Source organism: Streptomyces sp. CA2R106 (genome assembly GCF_037034245.1).
In the GTDB taxonomy this organism is placed as follows: Bacteria; Actinomycetota; Actinomycetes; order Streptomycetales; family Streptomycetaceae; genus Actinacidiphila.
This window is the reverse complement of record NZ_JBAGKC010000009.1, coordinates 122375-142569: the sequence shown is the minus strand read 5'-3', so window position 1 is coordinate 142569 and position 20195 is coordinate 122375. Positions and strand designations below refer to the sequence as shown.

Here is a 20195-nt window from a genome sequence, read left to right as displayed (position 1 = left end):
GGATTCCTGGTGGGAGTTCCCAAGAAGAGAGGTAGTCCGATGGTGGAAGAGAACACCACTTCGGTGGCCCCCGAGGGGGGTGGCCTGCTCGTCGCGAAGCGGAAGATCGTGGCCGCGCGCACCCGCGCCGAGCAGGAGTCCGACGTCAGCAGTGGCCGTTCCGACGGCAACGACTGACGGGAGCGCCCACGTTGCTTGACGCAGCCTCGTGGGCGGGGCGTCTGGGCGGGGACACGTTCCTCGCCCAGACGTACCACCGCTCCTACGCGCACATCCCCGGCACCGCCGACACGGCGGGCCTGTTCTCCTGGGACGACCTGAACCGGATCATCGCCACGCAACGGCTGGAGCCGCCCCGGCTGCGCCTGTCGGTCGACGGCGAAACGGTCCCGCTCCACCGCTATGCGATCCCGACCACGAACCGCCGCGCGGTCACCTGGTCACGCATCCAGCCGTCTGACTTCCACGCCCGACTCAAGGACGGGGCATCACTGGTCCTCGACGCGGTGGAGAAGATCCACCCCACCGTGGAGGCAGCTGCGGAGGGACTGGAACGCTTCCTCGGGACTTCCGTACAGGCCAACGTGTACGCCTCGTGGACCGAGCGGGAAGGCTTCGGCCGGCACTGGGACGACCATGACGTGATCGTGGTCCAACTGCACGGATCGAAGCGGTGGCGCCTGTGGGGGATGACCCGTGAAGCGCCTACCTTCCGGGACGTGGACTCGCCGGACGAGCCGGAGGGCGACCCGATCGCGGACCTGGTTCTGTCCCCGGGTGATGTGCTCTACCTGCCGCGCGGCTGGTGGCACGCGGTCACCGCTGACCAAGGGACAGAATCCCTGCACCTGACGTTCGGAATGGTGCCGCACACGGGCGCTGATCTGATGCTGTGGGTCGTCGACCAGCTCCGGTCGTCCCTCGCACTGCGCAGGGACATACCGCGTTTCGACTCGCGGGCGGAACAGTCGGACTTCATCGACGCTGTACGCGGTGGGGTGGCCGACATGATGGCGGACCCTCGCCTCGTGGAGCGGTGGGCGGAGTCGATCGACACGACCGACCCGGGCCACGCGATTCCGTCCCTGCCGTACGTTGACGGACTCCCGGCACGGGGCGAGATCACCGTCAAGCTCACTACTCCGAGGGGCCGCCTGACGGCGAACCCGACACAGGGCACGGTCACCTTCTCGGCGGCCGGTACCGCTTGGGACTTCACGGAGTCCGCCGCGCCTGCGCTGGGCACGCTGCTGACCAACCGGCCGACCACGCTGGGCGAGATGGCCGACTCCGCTGGACTGGAGGTCAAGGAGGTGGCCGAACTGGTCTCGGTCCTCATCGACGGCCATGCCGTCGCAGTCGTGGGTACGGCGCTGTGACCGCCGCACTCTGCCTGGGGACATACCGCGTGCGTGCCGTCAGTCAGGCGGCACGCACCGCCCTGGCAGCCGGTAGCCCCTGGGTGGACACGGCACCCAACTACGGTCGTGGTCAGGCGCATGAGGAGCTGCGCCCGGCACTCGGGGACTACCCCACCGTTCGGGTAGCTACGAAGACGGGGTTCTTCACCGAGGAACAGGGCCGCAGCGCCCTAGCTGAGGGCGTACTCACCCGGGAAGGGAAAACCGGCAGGCACAGCCTTGAACGGGGCTTCGTCCGTTGGCAGACGGAGCACTCGTTGGCCGCGCTCGGGCGGGTGGACCTGGTGTTCGTGCACAACCCCGAGCACCTCGGGCACGGCTTTGACCGTGCCACTCTGCACGAGCATGTACGGGAAGCCTTCACGGCACTGGAAGAGTTCGCCCATGCGGGCAGGATCGCCGGGTACGGCGTCGCAACCTGGTCGGGCCTGACCTCCGGAGCGTTCAGCGTTCCCGAGCTGCTTGCGCTCGCCCGGCAGGCGGCGGGTTCCGCCGAGCACCACCTCACAGGCTTGCAGATGCCCGTCAGCCTGATCATGGATGCCCCGATCACACAGGCCCTGAACGGCGGCGGACCACTGGCGCAGGCGAAGGACGCCGGGCTGATCACGTTCGGCTCCGCGCCCCTGCACGGGGGCGAACTCCTCGATGCCATGACACCCGAGCTGATGAACCTCATCCGCCCCGGCCTGTCGGCCGCTGCCGCTGCCCTGCTGGCCGCTGGCTCATGCCCCTGCCTCGATGTCGTCTTCGCCTCCGCGAGCACCCGCGAGCACTGGGACGATGTGGCCAAGGCTCTGGCTACGCCGCTAACAGCCCAGGAACTCAGGAGGGTGACGGATGAACTCGCCTCTGAATAAGGAGGTGCAGGCCCTGATGGAGGCCGCCCACGACCGGGCGGCCAGGGCTCTGGGGCTGACGTGCTCGGGTCCGCCGGCGTGGGGCTTCCTCGGTGTCACTCTCGGACGCCGGGCAGGGGACCGGTGGCTACGGGTCAGCCGGACAGCGAAGCGCAACGCGGGCAGGAAGGAGGGGCAGGGCATCGTCGGCGCCTCGGAGCTGGTGCCTGACGGCGTCCCGCGTCCGCGCCTGCACGGGGTGCACGACTGGACTGACGGAGAGTGGGCCTTCGAGGCAGAAGTCCTGGACTACCTCACGCAACCCGTGGTGTCCCCGGACCGGGCCGACATCGACCACGACCCTGGGTTGCCTGACGAGTGGTGGGCGGACCTTCGCCAAGCCCTTGCCCTGCTCGCCGAAGCGGAGGGCGTGAAGACGACCGTCCGGGAGGGGTGGATCGAACGGGCCTTCCCCCAGTTCCTCGGCATTCCGGCCCCCGCCAAGGTGGAGCGGGTGACCGGTCACGGTGACTTGCACTGGGGCAACCTCACCGCCGCGCCCCTGTGCCTTCTGGACTGGGAGCGGTGGGGCTGGGTGCCGTTCGGTTACGACGCGGGACTCCTCCACGCCAATAGCCTCCTCGTTCCCGACGCAGCCGCCCGCATCCGCAAGGAGTTCGCGCCGGTCCTCGACACCCCGGCCGGTCGAATCGGGGAACTCGCGGCCCTGGCGGAGATGCTGCAAGCCGTAGCCCGTGGGTGGTACCCCGCTCTTGCGCCCCACCTGGTTGCCCGAGCGGAGGCACTCACGGGAGTGCGCCCGCCCGTTCCGGTGCGCTCCGAGGTGAGCGCCTGACCGCGTCACTGTGCGCCCGCCGTGTCCGAGAAGCAAGAAACCCCCGCAGTTCGGATGCGGGGGGTCTGCTAGGCCGCCCATTTGCGAGAGCAGTGCGCGGAACGGATTCTCTTCGAGCGGTTCGGGCCGCTCAGCCGCGGACACCGGCGGGCGACCCGACCGCTTCGGTTCCGCCGCAGGCTCCGGGGCCTGCTTCGGTTCCGGTCGGTAAGCGTCCAGACGCCATGCTCGCGCACCTCGCCGAACACCGCACCGCCTGGCAGCCGTAAAGGCGCGGAGCGACCACGGACCGGCGGCCGCGGCGTGCGCGGCGGACACGGTCAGGCGGCGGGCCGGCGTCCGATCGTCTCGGCCAGCCGGCGGGCCTCTTCGTGGGCGCGGGCCAAGGACGCCCGGTGGAGCGGGACGAGGTCGGACATCGCCGGCACGTCGGGCGCCATGGTCAGCTCGGGGGTCACCGAGGTCACGGTGAGCCCGAGAGTGTGGGACCACCCCAGGATGGTCTCCAGCGTGGGCAGCAGGTGGTCGCGGCCCTCGTTGGGGGTGCCGGGGCTGTAACCGCCGCCGCGGGCGGAGATCACGACGGCCGGGCGCCCCGCGGAGGGCGCGGTGCCGGTGAAGCCCAGGGTGCGGCCGATGACCATGATCTGGTCCAGCCACGCCTTGAACACCGACGGCATCGACAGGTTGTACAGGGGCACCGTGAACAAGTAAGCGCCGGCCCCGAGGAACTCCTCGATCAGCTCGTCCTGGAGCCGGGCGGCCGCCGCCTCTTCCGGGGTGTACCGCGCGGGGTCGGTCGTGCGGGCGGAGATGCCCTCCGCGGTGATGTGGGGTACCGGCGCGAGGGCGAGGTCGCGGTGCACCACCTCGCCCCGCCACGCGTCGCGGAAGGACCCGGCGACCTGGCGGGATACGGAGCCGGCGCCCAGGGACGAGGCGTCGATGTGCAGCAGATAGGACATGGCGGGGCCTCTCAGGTGGGTGGAAGCCGTGCGGACACGGCGGGATGGGCCGACGACGAGCGCGGCGCCACCCAATTCCTACAACTTGTGCGTAACGCCATGGTGGACCAGTATGGGAGGCCGTACAAAAGGAACACCGGTGTCCGTACCGGAGAGGAATGTGCGCCATGGAGGTCAGCGCCCAGACGGGTGGCGTCGCAGGCCGGGGGCCGTGCGCCGGCATCCCGGCCGAACAGATGGTCTTCATCCGGCAGTTGCTGGACCGGATCGGGGACAAGTGGAGCATGCTGGTGATCGCCGTCCTGGAGGCCGGCCCGCTGCGCTACACCGACCTGCAACGCGAGGTCCCCGGCATCTCCCAGCGCATGCTCACCCTCACCCTGCGCCAACTGGTGGAGGACGGGCTGGTGTCGAGAACCGCGTACGCCGAGGTGCCGCCGCGCGTCGAGTACGCCCTGACCCCGCTCAGCCGCAGCGTCCACGCGATCGTCACCTCGCTGATCGCCTGGGTCTCCGACCACCACGACGAGATCCGCGCCCACCGCGCCCGCACCCCCGCCACGCCCTGACCCCGCCCGACCCGAACGCGGCGCCCGCTTGCCCGCGCCTTTGAGCAACGGCCTTTCCGGCCCCGGCCCGGAAGCACGGCATTACGCTCACAAAGCCGCGCGAAGGGGTACGCGGCGCGCACCGAAGCGGCGGATACGGCGACGGGAAGCACCGCAGGTGACCGACGGAGACGGTGGGCGGCCGGAGTCGGGCCGCCCCCTTGCCGAGGCGGGGTTCGTGCCGGCCGACTGGGCTCCGGCGTTCGCCGCGGTGCCCCGTACCGCCTTCCTGCCCGGCCTGATGTGGCCGCACGACGCCGCGAGCGGCCGAGCGGTCGCCGTCGACAGGGCGGTGGACCCGGAGGCCTGGCACCGGTACGCGGACGCCGACGTGCCGATCGTCACGCAGTGGGACGACGGAGCGCACACCGGAACGGCGCCGGGCACCGTCTTCACCTCCTCGTCGTCCATGCCGAGCGTGGTGGCCTCGATGCTCACGGACCTCGATGTACGGCCCGGCCGGCGGGTGCTGGAGATCGGCACGGGCACCGGGTGGAACGCCGCACTCCTGGCGCACCGGGCCGGCGCCGGAAACGTGGTGTCGGTGGAGGTGGACCCGGCCGTGGCCGAGTCGGCACGGCAGGCACTGCGGCGGGCCGGATACGGCGGGGTGCGGGTGGTCACGGGGGACGGTCTGCTCGGCCATCCGCCGGGCGCGCCCTACGACCGGGTGATCGCCACGTGCGGGGTGCGGTCCGGTCTGTTCACGTGGGTGCGGCAGACCGCCCCGGGCGGCGTGGTCGTCGCGCCCTGGGGCACGTACTACACGTATACCGAGGCGACGGCGCGGCTGGTGGTGGCCGGGGACGGCGGCAACGGGGGACGCGGAGAGGTCGACGACCACCGTCACGGAAGCGGAGTTCCTGACCGGCGACCTGGACGTGGCGGGGTTCGCGATCGGCTTGCGGGTGCCGCATTGCACGCATGTCCCCGACCGCAAGCAGGCAGGGCGCCGGCCCGTGTGGTTCTACGGCCTGACCGACAGGTCGTGGGCCGTGGTCGTCTTCCGCGACGGCCAGGACACCGCCACCGTCCACCAGTCCGGGAAGCGGCGGCTGTGGGACGAGGTGTCGGCGGCCTTCCGCTGGTGGCAGGACCAGGGGCGGCCCGGGTTCCGGCGCTTCGGGCTGACGGTCACGGCGGACCGCCAGGCGGTGTGGCTGGACGAGCCGTCGAACGTGGTCAGCCGGTGAGGGTGGTGGTGAGCAGAGTGCGGAGCCAGCGGTGGGCAGCGTCGCGGTCGTGGCGGGCGTGCCAGGCGAGGACGGCGGCCACCGGCGGGGTGGGGGCGGGCAGCGGGTAGGTGCGCAGGGCGGCGGGCAGCAGGCCCTCGGTGAGGGCGGCCGGGGCGACGGTGACCATCGGATGGGCGGCCACGGCGCCGAGGGCCAGCACCAGGGTGGGCACCGTGAACGCCACGTGGCGGCGCAGGCGCCGCTCGTCGAGGAGGTCGTCGATGCGGTCGCGGGTGCGGCCCCGGCGGGAGACGACGACGTGCGGCAGGGCCGCGAACCCGTCCCAGCCGGTCGGGTCGTACGGCAGGTCGCGGCGGCCCACGGCGGCCAGTTCGTCGGTGAACAGGGTGGTGCTGCGGATGTCGGCGTGGTCGGCCGCCCGGTCGCTGATCTGGAGGTCGACGCGGCCGCGGCGCAGTTCGTCCGCGGTGGTGGCGCCCTCCCCGAGCAGCCGCAGGCACACCCCGGGGGCGGTGCCGGCGAGGACGGGGGCCAGGCGCGGCAGCAGGGCGCCGGCGACGACGTCGTTGCACTGGAGGGTGAAGGTACGCTCCAGCGCGGCCGGGTCCACCTCGGCGTTCGGCGAGAGCACGGCCTGCGCCCGGGTGACGAGCTGGTGGACCTCCTCGCGGACCTGCTCGGCGTACGGGGTCGGCAGCATCTCGCGGCCGGAGCGGACCAGGATCTCGTCGCCGGTGGCCCGCCTGATCCGGCTGAGCGTGCGGCTCATGGCGGGCTGCGACAGGTGCAGCCGGTCGGCCGCGCCGCCCACGCTGCGTTCGTCGAGGAGGGCGTCCAGCGCGGTGAGCAGGTTCAGATCCATATGCATGGAGGTAATGCTATCGATCAGATCTATGCATTTGAGGTTATACAAGTGCGCTTGTTCACTGGGACCAGTCCCGAACGGGGCACGGGCGGACCGGAGAACGCGAACCGGTGACCGCGGACCGGAGAACGAGGAGGCAGTGATGCGTACAGTGATCGCCGGAGGCGGCCTGGTGGGACTCACCGCGGCGGCGTCCCTGCAGTCGATCGGCCACGAGGTCACAGTGCTGGAGCAGGCGCCGGAGATCCGGGCCGCGGGTGCGGGCATCGGGCTGTGGCCCAACGCGCTGCGGGAGTTCGACCACATCGGCGTCGGCGCCGACGTCCGCGACCTGGGCGCCTGGATCGACACCTGGTTCTTCGACCCGGCCGGCCGGCCCCAGCGCGCCGCCGGCTACGGCCCCGACGACCACCGGTTCCTGCTGGTGCCGCGGCCCGCGCTGAACCAACTGCTCGCCGACCGGATCGGCCTGGACCGTATCCGCCTCGGCGCGCGGGCCACCGGCTGCACCGAGACCGGCACCGAGGTCATCGTCCACCTCGCGGACGGCACGGACCTGCGGGCCGACCTGCTGATCGGCGCGGACGGCGTGCACTCCCGCATCCGCGCGAGCCTCGTGCCCGGCAGCGACGCCGTTCCGCACGAAGGGCACTACGCCTGGCGCGCGCTGGTGCCCGCGGGGGCCGAACGGCCCGAGGGCAGCGTCCTGACCATCGGCGCCGAGCGCACCCGCGGCGGCTACGCGCGGGTCTCCGCGGACCGGACCATGTGGATGGTCAACCAGTTCGACGCGGGGGAGCTGACCGGCACCAAGCGGGACCGCGCCCTCACCCGGGCCCGGCACCTCGCCGCGCAGGGCTGGCACGCCGACCTGCTGGAGATGATCGCCGCGACCCCCGAGGACGCCATCCTGGAGAACCTGATCACGCTGGTGCCCCCGCTGCCGCGCTGGACCGGCCGCCGCGTCGCCCTCGTCGGCGACGCCGCCCACGGGCTGTCCCCGCACATCGCCGCCGGCGGCACCCTCGGCGTCGAGGACATCGGTGTCCTCCGTACCCACCTCGCGAGCAGCCCCGACGCCGCCACCGCCTTCACCCGCTACGAGCGTGAGCGCCGGGCCCGCTTCGACCAGGTCCGCGCGCACTCCCGCGCCGTCGAACACGCCGACGGGGCAGCCGACTTCGCGGAGCGCTACGCGGCGTTCAGCCACTGGATGCTCGCCTCGTCCTGAGGCACGGCCCGCGTCCCGCCGCCGCCCCGTCCCGCCTGCGGCACCGTCGTGGCAGGGCGCCCAGGTCCCCCGCCCCTTCGGCTTCGGGGTGCGGGACAATGGGGGGTGTTGTCGAGACTGGTGGAGGTAGGGATGAGCCAGCCGCCGCAGGCGCGTCGGCCGGGCGGGGAGCGGCCGAAGAGGCCCGCGCCGCTGCTCTTCGAACCGGGGGCCGTGGTGGAGGAGGGGTCCGACCGCTTCTTCGACCTGGAGTCGATGGAGGACCCCCGCGATCTGCTGGTCCGCGCCACCGAACTGGCGGTGGCGTTCCGCGCCGCGGCCGAGCGGGCCACCGACTTCCAGGCGATGGCGGCCGCCCAACTCGCGGACCCGCGCCGCTTCGACCGGCTGACCCTGGCGACCCTGGCCGAGCAGGCGGGGTGGACCGAGGACTACGCCCGGAAGATGGTCGAGCACGGCGAGAGCCTGATCAAGGGCGGCGGCCTCACCCCGTAGCCGGGGCACCGTATCCCCAGTACTCTCCTGGCCCGGGGCACGGTACCCGCCACCCGTCACCGCTGTCCCGCGTTCCCCTGATTCCGCCGGGGTGCGGGCGTGACGTCGGTAGATGTGGAGACATGGACGAGATCCAGCGTCAGCAGCACACCTCCTACGTCACCTCGGCGGGCGCCGCATGGCTCGCCTCCGCCAGCGCCTTCCCGCGCAGCGTGCAGGCGCTGTGGGCGGCCCGCCCGGCCGCGCCGAGCGTCCTGCCCTGCGGCACCGTCTTCGACGTGGTCAACCTCCCCCTGCTCTTCGGGCGGCAGGTGCTGGAGCAGCTGTGGGCGGCCGGGCCCGGCTCCGGCCCCGCGGCCGTGCACCGCGGCCGGGTGCTGGTGCTGGCCGCGCCGGGCACCGCCCACCGGCTGCCCTCGCTGCTGGCGTGGGAGGAGTGGGGCCGCCGGGTGCCGCCGCTGCTCTGCCACGGCCGCGGCGACGCGGTGACGGTGCCGCCGCTGTACGACAGCCCGCCCGCCGGACGTGCGCCGCGCCCCGGGGACAGCCGCTCCCGCTGGGTGGTCGCGCCCGACACCCGCAAGCCCTGGCTGCCCGGCGCCGACGTGCTGCTGTGGGCCTGCGTACGGGCGGTCCGGCGGGCGCCGGCCATCGATTTCACACCCTGCTCAGCCGGGTGCTAATGTCTTCCACGTCAGCAGGCGCCGCTAGCTCAGTTGGTTAGAGCAGCTGACTCTTAATCAGCGGGTCCGGGGTTCGAGTCCCTGGCGGCGCACCTGAGAGGCGAAGGCCCTCCGCAGAAGCGGGGGGCCTTCGCCGTTCCGGTGCGCCCGCGCCCGCCCCGCACGCGCAGCGCGGGGACCTCACACACGGCGAACCCCCCGCGGGGTAGCGTTCCTACGGCGGCCCGATCCGCCGGCCGGTTCGTACTCTTGGAGGCTTTCACCATGGCAACCACTCGTACCGCGACCACCCAGTGGAAGGGCCCGCTCATGGGCGGCGCCGGGACGGTCTCGCTGGACACCTCGGGCGTGGGCACGTACGAGGTGTCGTGGCCGTCGCGCGCCGAGGCCGCGAACGGCAAGACCAGCCCCGAGGAGCTGATCGCCGCCGCCCACTCGTCCTGCTACTCGATGGCGCTCTCGCACGGCCTGGCCGGCGCGGGCACCCCGCCGGAGACCGTGCAGACCGTGGCGAACGTCACCTTCCAGCCGGGTGAGGGCATCACCGGGATCACCCTGGCGGTCAAGGCGCGGGTGCCGGGCCTGACCGCCGAGGCGTTCGAGGCCGCCGCGCAGGACGCGAAGGCGAACTGCCCGGTCAGCAAGGCGCTCGCGGGTGTGGACATCACCCTCGAGGCCGAGCTGCTGGCCTGATCCCCGCGCCGTGGCACGAGCCCGGTCGGCCCCGCCGGCCGGCCGGGTTCAGCGGCGGGTGACCCGCACCCGCCAGTCGCCGGCCGCGTCCGGCGCCAGCACTTTGAAGCCGAAGCCGTCCGCCCGGTCGGTCCACCCCTCTCCGGGGCCGAAGGGCGCGTCGTTGAGCGAGTTGAAGGACGCGCTGCTGTAGGTGCAGGCGGCGGTGCGGGGATGGGCGTCCTCCACGGTGACCGGGCCCTTCCCCGAGTCGACGTCGGTGCGCACCCGGTAGGCGAGTATCCCCTTGCGGCAGGCGTCCTTGTCGTCGCCCAGCGGTTCGCGCAGCTCCAGGACATAGGCGGTGGTGTCGCCGAAGGGCACGATCACCGCCTTGCCGCCGCCGGGCACCTCGATCGGCCGCAGCGTGTAGGTGCGGGTGCCGGCGGTGGTGACGCAGTCGATCTGCTGGTCGTCGATCCAGCCGAGCTTCCACTTGTGCCAGGCGAGCAGGTCGCCTTGCAGCCCCCAGTCCAGCGACATGCTGTCCCACTGGCCGGCGAGGCGGTCGGTGCGCTGGAAGTCGTCGACGGCGTACAGGTCGGGCAGGCCCAGCGCGTGGCCGTTCTCGTGGGCCAGCACCCGGAAGCCGGACTGGTCGTGGCCGTAGATGAGCGAGACCTTGTCCAGGCGGGTGCCGTCGCCGGTGGTGGCGGCCGAGGCGCCGGTCCACGTCACGGAGAGCACCGCCTGGTCGGCGGGCGGGCCGGCGTCGGGGGTGACGAGGATGTTGACGATGTCGTAGCCGCGGAAGTCGACGCTCGGGCCGGCGGCCTTGACGAGGTCCCGCATCATCGCGGTGTGCTGGTCCCAGCCGTAGCCGCGGCCGATCCCGTAGGCGGAGAACGGCCGCGGCATGCGTATCCAGCGCAGCACGGGCGTGGACTCGTAGTCGAGCCGGCCGTAGGAGGCGGCGGCGTACCACTGCTTGACCGCGGGGAAGAACTCGCCGTAGCGCTCGCGGGCGCTGTAGGGGGCCTTGGCGTCGGGAAAGTCGATCAGCAGGGTGAGCGCGCGGACCTTGCCGGTGGAGGGCGCGAACTCCTCGTCGCTGCCGTGGTACGGGTGCGGCGGGAAGCCCTCGGACATCGCGACGCCGGGCTGGGCGCGCAGCGCGCAGGGGCGGGAGGCGGGCGGTGCGGCGTTGGAGCCGGCCGGCCGGGGTTCGGCGACGATCGCGGAGCCGACGGCGAGCAGCCCGCAGAACGCGAGGGCGGCGGCGCGTATGCCGGGGCGCCGGCGCAGGCGGCGGAGGTCCACCCGTCAGCCCGCCGTGCCGGTGCTGTCCGTGCCGGTGCCGCCCGTGCCCGGGCCGGAGGCGGTGCCGCCGGTGCCTGCGGTGCCGCCGTCGACGGGCCGGTCCAGGGTGCCGGCGGCCGCCTCGGTGACCCGCACCGACCAGGTGCCGTCGCCCAGGTGCCCGAGCACGGTGACCTCGGTGCTGTGGTCGGGCGTGGTGTACGACTCGCCGACGCCCAGCGGCGCGTCGGCCAGCGGCGGGTAGACGGAGGTGGCCGGGCAGGCGGAGCGCCCCGGGTGGCCGTCGACCACGTCGATCGGCCCGGCGCCGGACTCGCGGTCGGAGCGGACGTCGTAGAGCAGGACGCCCTCGCTGCACGCGATGCGGTCGTTGCCGGTGCGGGTGCGGGCCTCCATGGCCAGCGCGGTGTCCTCGCCGGTGCGCAGCACCAGCAGCTTGGTGCCGCCGGGGGTCTCGTCGGGGCTGAGGTCGTGGTAGGTGGTGCCGACGCCGGTGACGCAGCCGACCTGGTCCGGGCGCAGCCAGCCCAGCCGCCACTTGTGCCAGGCGAAGGGGTCGGGGGCCAGGCCGAACTGGCTGCCCATCAGGTCCCAGTCGCCGACGTGGGTGTCCCAGTCGGCGTCGCTGCCGGGCGGCGGCTGGTAGTAGAGGTCGGGCAGGTCGAAGATGTGGCCGGTCTCGTGGGCGAGCACGTTGCGGTCCGGCGGGTGGTGCTCGAAGACGGTGACCATGTGGCGGATCGGGTTGCCGTCCACGGTGATCGGGGCGGCGAGGTTGACGACCTTGGTGGCGTCGGAGTCCACGCCGGGCGCGTCGGGGTCGGCGACGAGGTAGACCACGTCGTATCCGGCGAAGTCCACCGTCGGGTCGGCGGTGGCGATCGCGTCGCGCAGGTAGGCGTCCCGGTCGGCGGCGTCCCAGTTCCGGCTGATCAGGTAGTCCGTCGCGGGGCGGGGCATCCGCAGCCAGCGGGTGTCGGCGTGCAGGTGCAGCCGGAACTGCCCGTAGGAGGCGTTCTCCCAGAACCGGCTGGTGGCCGGGTAGTGGTCGGCGGCGACCTGGGCGGGGGTGAGCTGCGGAGGGGCGCCGGGGAAGGACAGGAAGACCATCAGCGCCTTGACGTCGCCGTCGGGCCGGGCGTAGTCGCCGTCCCAGCTGTCGACGCCCTCGGAGTGGTGCACGGCGGTGCGCGGCAGCAGGCACGCGGTGCCCTCGGCGGCGCCCGCGGCCGGTCCGGTCATCAGGGTCCAGGCCACCAGCGCGGCGAACCCGGCGAGCGCGGCGAGCAACGCGCGCAGCACCCGCGGGCGGCGGCCGGCGCCCGTCGCGGGGGGACCGTCCGCCGGGTTGCCTGACGCGAGGTCTGACCGCCGCACAAGGACCTCCGGGAGGTTCGGGTTCCGGTCCGGGACTTTCCCCACATTGCTATGGATTGCGGCGGTATGTCGGCTTCGGCTGCTCCGTGCGGGTTGCCGCCGGAACGGTGCCGCGGCGGGCGTCGACCGGGGTGGGCATACCGACGTACGGGCGTGCGGGGCGCGGGAGGTGGAAGAGGCGCAGAAACGTACGACCGGCGCGCCGGTACGGGTGGGCGCGGGCGCCGGCGCGGGTCGGTCGCCACCCCTGCGGGTGACTACCCTGCGTCGTGGTGTGCGGGGGGCGTTCAGGTGATCGAGCGGGACCGGCGGTAACGGCCCGCCTGGGTGGGACCCCCGCGACACATCGCCGGTGCGACGCTGGATCGCCCGCTCCGCCTGCCCATATGATCGCGACTGACGACAGTGCGAACAGGGAGCAGTCCATGGGCGGACCCTCGGGCGGCCCCGGCGTCGAGCCCGACAGCACAGCAGCCACCATCACCCGCTGTGACCGGTCGCGCAGGTCCTCGTACGCCGCGGAGCCAGGTGACTTTCGGGCCGCTTTCGCGGCCGCCCGCTCGGCGCTGGCGCTGCTCGGCCCCGACGGCGGCGTGCTGGCGGCGAACGCGGCGCTGGCCCGGCTGCTGGGAATGCCGCGGGAGCGGATGCTGGCGGCCGACGCCCGGACTCTGCTCGGCCTGGCCGGCGACCCGCACGTCTCCACCGCCTTCGACGACGTCCTGGCCGGCCGGCGGCGCCGGCTGCGCTGCACCCGCCGGCTGACCCGGTCCGACGGCGGCGACCTGCGCGCGGAGCTGGCGCTGTGCCGCACCGAGGGCCGGACGCTGCTGCTGAGCGTCGAGGACGTCAGCGAACGCGAGTCGCTGCGGCGGCAGTTGCGGCACCTGCGGATGCACGACCCGGTGACGCGGCTGCCCAACCGGGCGCTGTTCTTCGAGCGGCTCGCGGACGCCTGCGCCCGCGCCCCCGAGCGCGGCACCGGCCGGATCGGGGTGTGCTACCTCGACCTCGACGGATTCAAGGCGATCAACGACACGTTGGGGCACCGGGTCGGCGACGAACTGCTGGCCGCCGTCGCCGACCGGCTGCTGACCTGCGCCGGTCCTGGCGGCCACCTCGCGGCCCGGCTGGGCGGCGACGAGTTCGCGCTGCTGCTGCGGGACTCCACCGGCACCGGGCAGGCCACCGCGCTCGCCGAGGCCGTACTGGAGGCGTTCCGGCAGCCGTTCGACGTCGCCGGGCACCGCCTGGCGGTCTCCGCGAGCATCGGCGTGGTCGAACGCGAGGCCCACGGCACCACGCCCACCGGCCTGATGCAGGCCGCCGACACCACGCTGTACTGGGCGAAGGACGACGGGAAGGGCCGCTGGACGCTCTTCGACCCGGAGCGCAACGAGCACCGGATGACCCGCCAGTCCCTGTCCAGCACCCTGCGGCAGGCCGTGGAGCGCGGCGAGTTCGTGCTGGAGTACCAGCCGCTGGTCGCGCTCGGCAGCGGCGAGGTGCGCGGGGTGGAGGCCCTGGTGCGCTGGGAGCACCCGCGGTTCGGGCGGCTCGCGCCCGGCCGCTTCATCGGCCTGGCCGAGGAGGACGGCTCCATCGTGCAGTTGGGGCGCTGGGTGCTCGCCGAGTCCTGCCGGCAGGCCGCCGCGTGGCGGCGGGAGCGGCCCGGCACTCCCCTGGTGGTCAGCGTCAATGTCGCGGTGCGCCAGGTGTGGGACTCCGACCTGGTCGCCGACGTCGCGGCGATCCTGCGCGAGACCGGGCTGCCCGCGCGGCTGCTCCAACTCGAACTGACCGAGTCCGCGGTGATGGGCAGCGCCGGCCGCCCGCTCCAGGCGCTGCACGCGCTGCACGAGATGGGGGTGCGGATCGCCATCGACGACTTCGGCACCGGCTACTCCAACCTCGCCTACATGAGCCGGCTGCCGGTCTCCACCCTCAAGCTCGACGGCTCCTTCGTGCAGGGCTTCCGCTCGGCCGAACACCCCAACCCCGCCGACGAGACGATCGTGGAGGCGCTGGTGGACCTCGCGCACCGGCTGGGGCTGACCGTCACCGCGGAGTGCGTGGAGAACGCCGAACAGGCCGAGCGGCTGCGCCGGATCGGCTGCGACACCGGCCAGGGCTGGCACTACTCCCGCCCGGTGGCCGCCGCCGCCATCTCCGAACTGCTGGCGCGGACCCCGCCGCGCTGACCGGCGCCCGCGTGGTCCGGGCGCCCCGCGCGCCCCGGCGCCGGGCCCGCGTAGGCGGTGGGCGGGCGGCCCAGCAGCCGGCCGAACGCGGCGGTGTACGCGGCGGGGTTGTCGTAGCCGAGCAGCGCCGCGACCTGTGTGACCGGGGTGCCCGCGGCCAGGTGCGGCAGCGAGTGCAGGATGCAGGCGCGCTGCCGCCACTGCGAGAAGCTCAGGCCGGTGCCGCGGCGGAACAGCCGCGCCAGGGTGCGTTCGCTCACGTTGAGCACGGCGCACCAGCGGGCCGGCGGGTCGTGGATGTCCGGGTGCCGCCAGAACGCCTCGCACAGGTCGCGCAGCCGGGGGTCGGCCGGCAGCGGCACGTCCAGCGGCAGCGGGGCGAGGTCCTTCAGCTCGTGCAGGATCAGGGCGACCACGGCCGCGTCCCGGCTGTGCTCGGGATAGCGCGGCTCCATGTCGACGGCCGCCAGCAGCAGCGCGCGCAGCAGCGGGGAGACGTCCACGGCCCGGCAGCGGTCGGGGAACCAGGGCACCGCGGCCGGTTCGACGTACAGGCTGCGGGTGCTGACGCCGGTCATCGCGACCTGGTGCCGGGTGCGCGGCGGGATGAGCACGGCCCGGGCGGTGGGCACGGTCCAGCGGCCGTCCGCGGCCTCGACCCGCATCACGCCGGTGGCCGCGTAGAGCACCTGGGCGCGGCGGTGCTCGTGCCAGGCGAGCAGGTGCTCGCGCGGGTAGTCGGTGCCGATGGCCAGCACCGCGCGGTCGAGGCTGTCCACCTCGGCGAGCGGGACGTTGCGCATGCGCACGAGGCTACGCGCGATCACCCGCGCTGTCTGCTGCGCGTAGGAAGGTGGCCGAGCATCGATTGCCCGCCATCGGGGCCGCTGCCTAGCGTCGTGGGTGTGCTGATCTCGTTCCTCACGCTGGTGGGCTTCGGCTGCCTGACCGGCGTCACCACGGTGTTCTTCGGCTTCGGCGGCGGCTTCGTCACGGTGCCCGTCGTCTACGGCGTGCTGACCGTGGCCGCGCGCCCGGCGGCGGGCGGCGCCGACGCCATGCACGTCGCCGTCGCGACCTCGGCGGCCGTGATGGCCGTCAACGCCTCCGCGGCGGCGCTCGCCCAGTGGCGCGCGGACCGGCTGCGCACGGAGTACGTCTGGCCGCTGGCCGGCTACATCGCGCTCGGCGCCGCCGCCGGGTCGCTGGCCGCGACCCTGGTCGGCGGCACCGTGCTGCGGCTGCTGTTCGCCGCCTACCTGCTGGTGACGATCGCCGACAGCCTGCTGCGCAAGGGCTTCCTCGCCGCGGTGGCCCGGGAGCGGCCGCGGCCGCTGGGCCGCTCCACCGTCACCTTCGGCGGGGTCGGGATCGGGCTGGTGGCCGCGGGCCTCGGGGTGGGCGGCAGCGTCATGACGGTGCCGCTGCTGCGGCGGCGCGGGCTGCCGATGGCCGAGGCGACCGCGACGGCCAACCCGCTCAGCGTCCCCGTCGCGCTGACCGGCACCCTGGTCTACGCCCTCGCCCCCGCGGTGACCGCGGCCGGCGGCGCCGGTCGGCTCGGCTACGTCGACCCCGCGGCGGGCGCCGCCCTGCTGGCCGGTTCGCTGCCGGTGATCGCGCTGCTGCGGCGTACCGCCGGCCGGGTCCCGGACCGGGTCCACTCGGCGGCGTACGTGGGGCTGCTGCTGGTTGTCCTGGTGGTGATGACGGCCACGGGGGCGTGAAGGCGCGCGAGGGAAGGGCCCGCGTCCTCGGGGGGAGTAAGGACGCGGGCCCTTGGGCGGGGCGGGAGCGTGGGGGCAGCCCGCCCCGCGGGCAAAGAGGCGGTTCAGCAGGCGCCGAGGTCGCTCCAGACGCCCCACTCGCCGGTGGTGCCGGGCTCCTCGTTGGTGGTCCACCACTTGGCCTGCCAGTTGTGGCCCTTCCAGGAGACCTGGTTGCCGCCGACGTAAACGGCGCTGGAGCTCCAGGAGGCCAGGGTGCAGGTGCCGCCGGTGCCGCCGGTGGTGGTCCCGCCGGTGGTGGTGGTCCCGCCGTCCGTGGTGCCGGACGTGGTGCCCGAGGTCGTGCCGGACGTGGTGCCGGAGGTGGTCCCGCCGTCCGTGGTGCCGGAGGTGGTGCCCGACGTGGTCCCGGACGTGGTGCCGCCGGTCGTGCTGCCGCTGGTGGTACCGCTGCTGGTGCCGCCGGTCGTGGAGCTGCCGGAGCAGTCGGTGGCCGAGCCGTTCGTCGCGGTGACGATCTTGTTGAAGAGCGTCGCGGAGGCGTCCAGGTCGAGCAGCGAGTACATCATCGACCCGCCGAGGCCGTTGCAGTGCGCATAGTTGGCCTTGGCGGTGATGGACTGGTCGCTCAGGCCGGTCCAGAAGGTGGACCCGTCGTAGAAGTACGCGGACTGCGACTTGGCGTCGTAGAAGGTGTCGGCGGAGTTGTCGACGACCCCGCTCAGCTCCTTGTAGTAGGCGATCCCGGCCGTCGCGCTGATCCCGCGCGCCGCGGAGGGGCCGGTCGCGGACTGGTAGAGGCCGTGGTTGCTGCCGGCCGCGACCCCGGTCCAGCCGCGGTAGTACAGCGGGTAGCCCATGGTGATCTTGGCCGCCGGCATGCCGCCCGGGATGCCGTACGCCGCGTCGCCCTGGGTCCACGCCTTGAGCGCGTTGTCGGTGCTGTACTTCTCGGTGCCCGGGGCGACCGCGGTGGACGGGTCGTCCGGCGACTCGTAGAGCGGGTCCTGCTCGTTGGTCGGGCCGGTGGCCTCGAAGCCGCCGTGCATGTCGTACGTCATGACGTTCGCGTAGTCGAGGTACTGGCCGATCTTGTCGGTCTCGATGTTCGCGATCTTGTCCTGGCCCGACGGCAGGGCCGCGGTCAGCAGCAGGTGCTTGCCGCCGTTGGCGGTGCCGTACGCGTCCAGCTCGCTGCGGAACTCCGCGAGCAGCTTGGTGTAGTTGGCCTTGTCGTCGGCGCTGTAGTGGTTGCCGACATGGCCGTTCGCCGAGCCCGGGTACTCCCAGTCGATGTCGAAGCCGTCGAAGATGCCGGCCGCGCTGCCGTCGCCGCCGTAGCCGCCCTGCACGGGCAGGTTGCCCTTGATGAACATGTCGATGCAGGAGCTGACCAGCTTCTTGCGGCTGGCGTCGGTCGCCGCGGCGTCGGAGAAGTACTTGGAGTAGGTCCAACCGCCCAGCGAGACCAGGATCTTCAGGTTCGGGTACTTCGCCTTCAGCTCCTTGAGCTGGTTGAAGTTGCCCACGATCGGCTGGTTGTAGACGTCGGCGGTGCCGTTGACGCTGATGTCCGAGCCGAACGACTTCTGGTAGTCGGCGAACGCGTCGCCCGCGCCGTCGCCCGCGTTCGGGTCCGACTCGTTCGTGGAGTCCGACGCCTTGGTCGCCTCGAAGCAGGTGAGGTTGGTCGGGTCGATGTTCTCGAACGAGTAGTTGAGGATGTCGAGCTTGCCGGCGATGCCCTCGGTGTCCAGGTTCTTCGGGTAGAAGGCGTTGCCGTAGACGCTCCACTGGTCGTAGTAGGCGATCTTGGCCCCGCCGCTGCTCGCGGCGGCGGCCGCGGGCTGGGCCGCGGCGGCCTTCGCCGCGGCGTGGGCGGAGTCCGCCTGCGCGGTGCCGACCCCGCCGACCAGGGCGGCGAACAGGCCCAGTCCGACGGCGGCGCTGGTGGCCGCGGCCACGAACGCTCTCTTCCTTGACCTTGAGTGCACAAGGACCTCCGGGGGGAGAGGGAGGAACAACAAGGGGCGTCCAGAATGGTTAACCCTTGGTCAAGTGCACGTCAATGGTCTGAACCAGAGTTGGACTAGACCAATCGGACGGTGCCGGGGCGCGGCGCGGCACCCCGCCGACATGGCGCCGACGTGCGGCGACAGCCGTGACGAGGGCTTTAAGTCGTACTTAAGTCGGCGTTCGGCGCCCGCCGGCCGCCGCGTACCGAACGGACCACCGACCGGCCGGTAACCCTCCCTTAACCGCCGCCGGCGCACGACGAAGCCGCCGCCGGCCCCTTCGGCCGACGGCGGCTCACCTGCCAGAGCCGCGCCCGCTCAGGCGGACGCGGCGATGTCCTTCGGGAAGTCGTACGCGTCCGCGATCAGTTCGTACGACCGCAGCCGGGCGGACGGGGTGTGCGCGTTCGCGGTGATCACCAGCTCGTCGGCGCCGGTGCGCCCCGCCAGTTCGTCGAGCCCGGCCTTCACCGCCGCCGGGTCGCCGTAGATCACGTTGCCGAGCCAGGAGTCGACGAAGTCCCGCTCGATCGGGCTGAACTCGTACGCCGCCGCCTCCTCGGGCGTCGGGACCAGACCGGGGCGGCCGGTGCGCAGCCGGAGCATGCTCAGCGCCCCGGACAGCACCTGGCGGCGGGCCTCCTCCGGGTCCTCGGCGGCCAGCGCGGCCACGCCGATCGAGGCGTACGGCCGGTCGAGGACCTCCGAGGGGCGGAACGACTCGCGGTACAGCGCCAGCGCGGGCAGCGTGTTGGCCGCGGAGAAGTGGTGCGCGAAGGAGAACGGCAGCCCGAGCGCACCGGCCAGCTGCGCGCTGAAGCCGGAGGACCCCAGCAGCCACACGCTCGGCCGGGCCGGGGACTGCACCCCGCCGGCCGCCGTGCCCTGGACCGGGCCGGGGATGGCGTGGATGCGCGCGAAGCGGTGGCCGTCGGGGAAGGAGTCGTCCAGGAACCGGGTCAACTCCGCCAGCTGGCGCGGGAAGTCGTCGGCGCCCTCGTGCAGGGACTCGGTGCGGCGCAGCGCGGCGGCCGTCGCGCCGTCGGTCCCCGGGGCGCGGCCGAGGCCGAGGTCGACGCGGCCGGGGGCGAGCGCTTCGAGGGTGCCGAACTGCTCGGCGATCACCAGCGGTGCGTGGTTGGGCAGCATGACGCCGCCCGAGCCGAGCCGCAGCGTGCGGGTGTGGGCGGCGAGGTGGGCGAGGATCACCGCGGGCGAGGAGCTGGCGACGCCCGGCATCGAGTGGTGCTCGGCGACCCACATCCGGTGATAGCCGCGGGTCTCGGCGACCCGGGCGATCTCCACGCTGGTGCGCAGCGCGTCCCCGGCGGTGTAGCCGCTGCCGACGGTGGCCAGGTCGAGCACCGACAGGGGCACCGGAGCGCTCCCGCGGACCGTCCCCCGGATACCGTGTCCCGGGTCGGGCAGGCTTGCGTCGGCCACGGTGGGCGCCTCCTTGTGCTGCGCGAGTGGATGAAGTGCGGGTGCGGACGCGTGTCATCGTCCGCCCAGTGCAACCGGGGCGCGCGGCCGCCTTATTCCCGCTTCCGCGCGCTCCCATCGGACCGGCGCGAATCAGCACTTGCAGATCAGCCCGAAGAGGGCAATGACCATGTCATATGCCACCGTGCCCTCTTCCTGGGTATACGTACGCGAGCGGTTCGAATCGCTTTCAACCGCCTCTGCCGGAAAGGGCATTGGCGCTATCGTGGAGTTCCGGTCCC

General features: G+C 73.1%; 18 protein-coding genes, 1 tRNA gene and 1 pseudogene. 13 read left to right on the top strand and 7 right to left on the bottom strand.

The genetic code is table 11. The annotated features are described in order from the left end of the window. Nucleotides 1–39: 39 nt before the first annotated feature. The 4 genes from WA788_RS16040 to WA788_RS16025 are packed head-to-tail and all read left to right on the top strand — an operon-like array spanning nucleotide 40 to nucleotide 3116. Complete coding sequence (locus WA788_RS16040; RefSeq protein ID WP_169748831.1) at nucleotides 40–177, top strand: hypothetical protein; 138 nt, start codon at nucleotides 40–42, stop codon at nucleotides 175–177. Between the two features lie 14 nt (nucleotides 178–191). Then, the gene (locus tag WA788_RS16035) at nucleotides 192–1379 is read left to right on the top strand and encodes a cupin domain-containing protein (RefSeq protein WP_335977838.1); all 1188 of its coding nucleotides are present in this window, start codon (nucleotides 192–194) and stop codon (nucleotides 1377–1379) included. Next, a complete protein-coding gene (locus WA788_RS16030; RefSeq protein WP_335977836.1) occupies nucleotides 1376–2281 on the top strand; it encodes an aldo/keto reductase in 906 nt (301 codons plus the stop codon). Before WA788_RS16035 ends, WA788_RS16030 begins: the two co-directional genes overlap by 4 nt. Beyond that, nucleotides 2262–3116, top strand: a complete 855-nt coding sequence (locus tag WA788_RS16025) for a hypothetical protein (protein WP_335977834.1) — start codon at nucleotides 2262–2264, stop codon at nucleotides 3114–3116. Before WA788_RS16030 ends, WA788_RS16025 begins: the two co-directional genes overlap by 20 nt. 320 nt (nucleotides 3117–3436) lie before the next feature. On the opposite strand, the gene WA788_RS16020 is transcribed toward WA788_RS16025, so the two are convergent. After that, entirely contained in the window at nucleotides 3437–4081 is a 645-nt protein-coding gene (locus WA788_RS16020) for an FMN-dependent NADH-azoreductase (protein WP_335977833.1), read from the bottom strand. 158 nt (nucleotides 4082–4239) lie between these two features. Here WA788_RS16020 and WA788_RS16015 point away from each other — a divergent pair, with 158 nt between their 5' ends. Both WA788_RS16015 and WA788_RS16010 read left to right on the top strand, forming a co-directional pair. Continuing rightward, entirely contained in the window at nucleotides 4240–4650 is a 411-nt protein-coding gene (locus tag WA788_RS16015) for a winged helix-turn-helix transcriptional regulator (RefSeq protein WP_435131927.1), read from the top strand. 157 nt (nucleotides 4651–4807) lie between these two features. Then, nucleotides 4808–5882 (top strand): annotated as a pseudogene (locus tag WA788_RS16010) (methyltransferase domain-containing protein). Here WA788_RS16010 and WA788_RS16005 read toward each other — a convergent pair. Beyond that, nucleotides 5872–6753, bottom strand: a complete 882-nt coding sequence (locus WA788_RS16005) for a LysR family transcriptional regulator (protein WP_335977829.1) — start codon at nucleotides 6751–6753, stop codon at nucleotides 5872–5874. The pseudogene WA788_RS16010 and the gene WA788_RS16005 overlap by 11 nt on opposite strands. A 139-nt stretch (nucleotides 6754–6892) precedes the next feature. On the opposite strand from WA788_RS16005, the gene WA788_RS16000 reads away from it, so the two are divergent. The 5 genes from WA788_RS16000 to WA788_RS15980 all read left to right on the top strand — a co-directional run bounded on the left by WA788_RS16000 (nucleotide 6893) and on the right by WA788_RS15980 (nucleotide 9852). Further along, nucleotides 6893–7981: an FAD-dependent monooxygenase gene (locus WA788_RS16000; protein WP_335977828.1), complete on the top strand. Its 1089-nt coding sequence runs from the start codon at nucleotides 6893–6895 to the stop codon at nucleotides 7979–7981. 132 nt (nucleotides 7982–8113) lie between these two features. Beyond that, nucleotides 8114–8476, top strand: coding sequence for a hypothetical protein (locus tag WA788_RS15995; protein ID WP_335977826.1), 363 nt, complete (start codon nucleotides 8114–8116; stop codon nucleotides 8474–8476). 122 nt (nucleotides 8477–8598) lie between these two features. Further along, complete coding sequence (locus WA788_RS15990) at nucleotides 8599–9159, top strand: bifunctional DNA primase/polymerase (RefSeq protein ID WP_335977824.1); 561 nt, start codon at nucleotides 8599–8601, stop codon at nucleotides 9157–9159. A gap of 18 nt (nucleotides 9160–9177) precedes the next feature. Beyond that, a tRNA-Lys gene (locus WA788_RS15985) sits at nucleotides 9178–9251 on the top strand. A 172-nt stretch (nucleotides 9252–9423) separates the two neighbouring features. Then, complete coding sequence (locus tag WA788_RS15980; RefSeq protein ID WP_335977823.1) at nucleotides 9424–9852, top strand: OsmC family peroxiredoxin; 429 nt, start codon at nucleotides 9424–9426, stop codon at nucleotides 9850–9852. Nucleotides 9853–9900: 48 nt separating this feature from the next. Here WA788_RS15980 and WA788_RS15975 read toward each other — a convergent pair whose 3' ends face one another. Together WA788_RS15975 and WA788_RS15970 are read right to left on the bottom strand one after the other, a co-directional pair. Next, entirely contained in the window at nucleotides 9901–11151 is a 1251-nt protein-coding gene (locus WA788_RS15975) for a M6 family metalloprotease domain-containing protein (RefSeq protein WP_335977821.1), read from the bottom strand. A gap of 3 nt (nucleotides 11152–11154) precedes the next feature. Further along, nucleotides 11155–12528: a M6 family metalloprotease domain-containing protein gene (locus WA788_RS15970; protein ID WP_335977819.1), complete on the bottom strand. Its 1374-nt coding sequence runs from the start codon at nucleotides 12526–12528 to the stop codon at nucleotides 11155–11157. 425 nt (nucleotides 12529–12953) lie between these two features. Between WA788_RS15970 and WA788_RS15965 the strand changes: the two genes are divergently transcribed. Next, on the top strand, nucleotides 12954–14729 hold the full coding sequence (locus WA788_RS15965; protein WP_335977818.1) for a putative bifunctional diguanylate cyclase/phosphodiesterase: 1776 nt from the start codon (nucleotides 12954–12956) through the stop codon (nucleotides 14727–14729). On the opposite strand, the gene WA788_RS15960 is transcribed toward WA788_RS15965, so the two are convergent. After that, a complete protein-coding gene (locus WA788_RS15960) occupies nucleotides 14666–15532 on the bottom strand; it encodes an AraC family transcriptional regulator (protein WP_335977816.1) in 867 nt (288 codons plus the stop codon). The genes WA788_RS15965 and WA788_RS15960 overlap by 64 nt on opposite strands. Before the next feature lie 102 nt (nucleotides 15533–15634). On the opposite strand from WA788_RS15960, the gene WA788_RS15955 reads away from it, so the two are divergent. Continuing rightward, a complete protein-coding gene (locus WA788_RS15955; RefSeq protein WP_335977814.1) occupies nucleotides 15635–16456 on the top strand; it encodes a sulfite exporter TauE/SafE family protein in 822 nt (273 codons plus the stop codon). A gap of 104 nt (nucleotides 16457–16560) precedes the next feature. On the opposite strand, the gene WA788_RS15950 is transcribed toward WA788_RS15955, so the two are convergent. Continuing rightward, nucleotides 16561–18420 (bottom strand): glycosyl hydrolase family 18 protein, encoded by a 1860-nt coding sequence (locus WA788_RS15950; protein WP_335977813.1) that lies wholly within the window; start codon nucleotides 18418–18420, stop codon nucleotides 16561–16563. A gap of 369 nt (nucleotides 18421–18789) precedes the next feature. Continuing rightward, nucleotides 18790–19914 carry an LLM class flavin-dependent oxidoreductase gene (locus WA788_RS15945; protein ID WP_335977812.1) on the bottom strand — a complete coding sequence of 375 codons (1125 nt, stop codon included), beginning with the start codon at nucleotides 19912–19914 and terminating at the stop codon, nucleotides 18790–18792. Nucleotides 19915–20195 lie beyond the last annotated feature (281 nt).

Bases quoted from the DNA above. Each gene is read 5' to 3' on its own strand.
- WA788_RS16015 (WP_435131927.1), top strand. From the start codon at position 4,240: ATGTGCGCCATGGAGGTCAGCGCCCAGACGGGTGGCGTCGCAGGCCGG.
- WA788_RS16020 (WP_335977833.1), bottom strand. From the start codon at position 4,081: ATGTCCTATCTGCTGCACATCGACGCCTCGTCCCTGGGCGCCGGCTCC.
- WA788_RS16040 (WP_169748831.1), top strand. From the start codon at position 40: ATGGTGGAAGAGAACACCACTTCGGTGGCCCCCGAGGGGGGTGGCCTG.
- WA788_RS15960 (WP_335977816.1), bottom strand. From the start codon at position 15,532: ATGCGCAACGTCCCGCTCGCCGAGGTGGACAGCCTCGACCGCGCGGTG.
- WA788_RS16005 (WP_335977829.1), bottom strand. From the start codon at position 6,753: ATGCATATGGATCTGAACCTGCTCACCGCGCTGGACGCCCTCCTCGAC.
- WA788_RS15980 (WP_335977823.1), top strand. From the start codon at position 9,424: ATGGCAACCACTCGTACCGCGACCACCCAGTGGAAGGGCCCGCTCATG.
- WA788_RS15965 (WP_335977818.1), top strand. From the start codon at position 12,954: ATGGGCGGACCCTCGGGCGGCCCCGGCGTCGAGCCCGACAGCACAGCA.
- WA788_RS16025 (WP_335977834.1), top strand. From the start codon at position 2,262: ATGAACTCGCCTCTGAATAAGGAGGTGCAGGCCCTGATGGAGGCCGCC.
- WA788_RS15990 (WP_335977824.1), top strand. From the start codon at position 8,599: ATGGACGAGATCCAGCGTCAGCAGCACACCTCCTACGTCACCTCGGCG.
- WA788_RS16000 (WP_335977828.1), top strand. From the start codon at position 6,893: ATGCGTACAGTGATCGCCGGAGGCGGCCTGGTGGGACTCACCGCGGCG.
- WA788_RS15995 (WP_335977826.1), top strand. From the start codon at position 8,114: ATGAGCCAGCCGCCGCAGGCGCGTCGGCCGGGCGGGGAGCGGCCGAAG.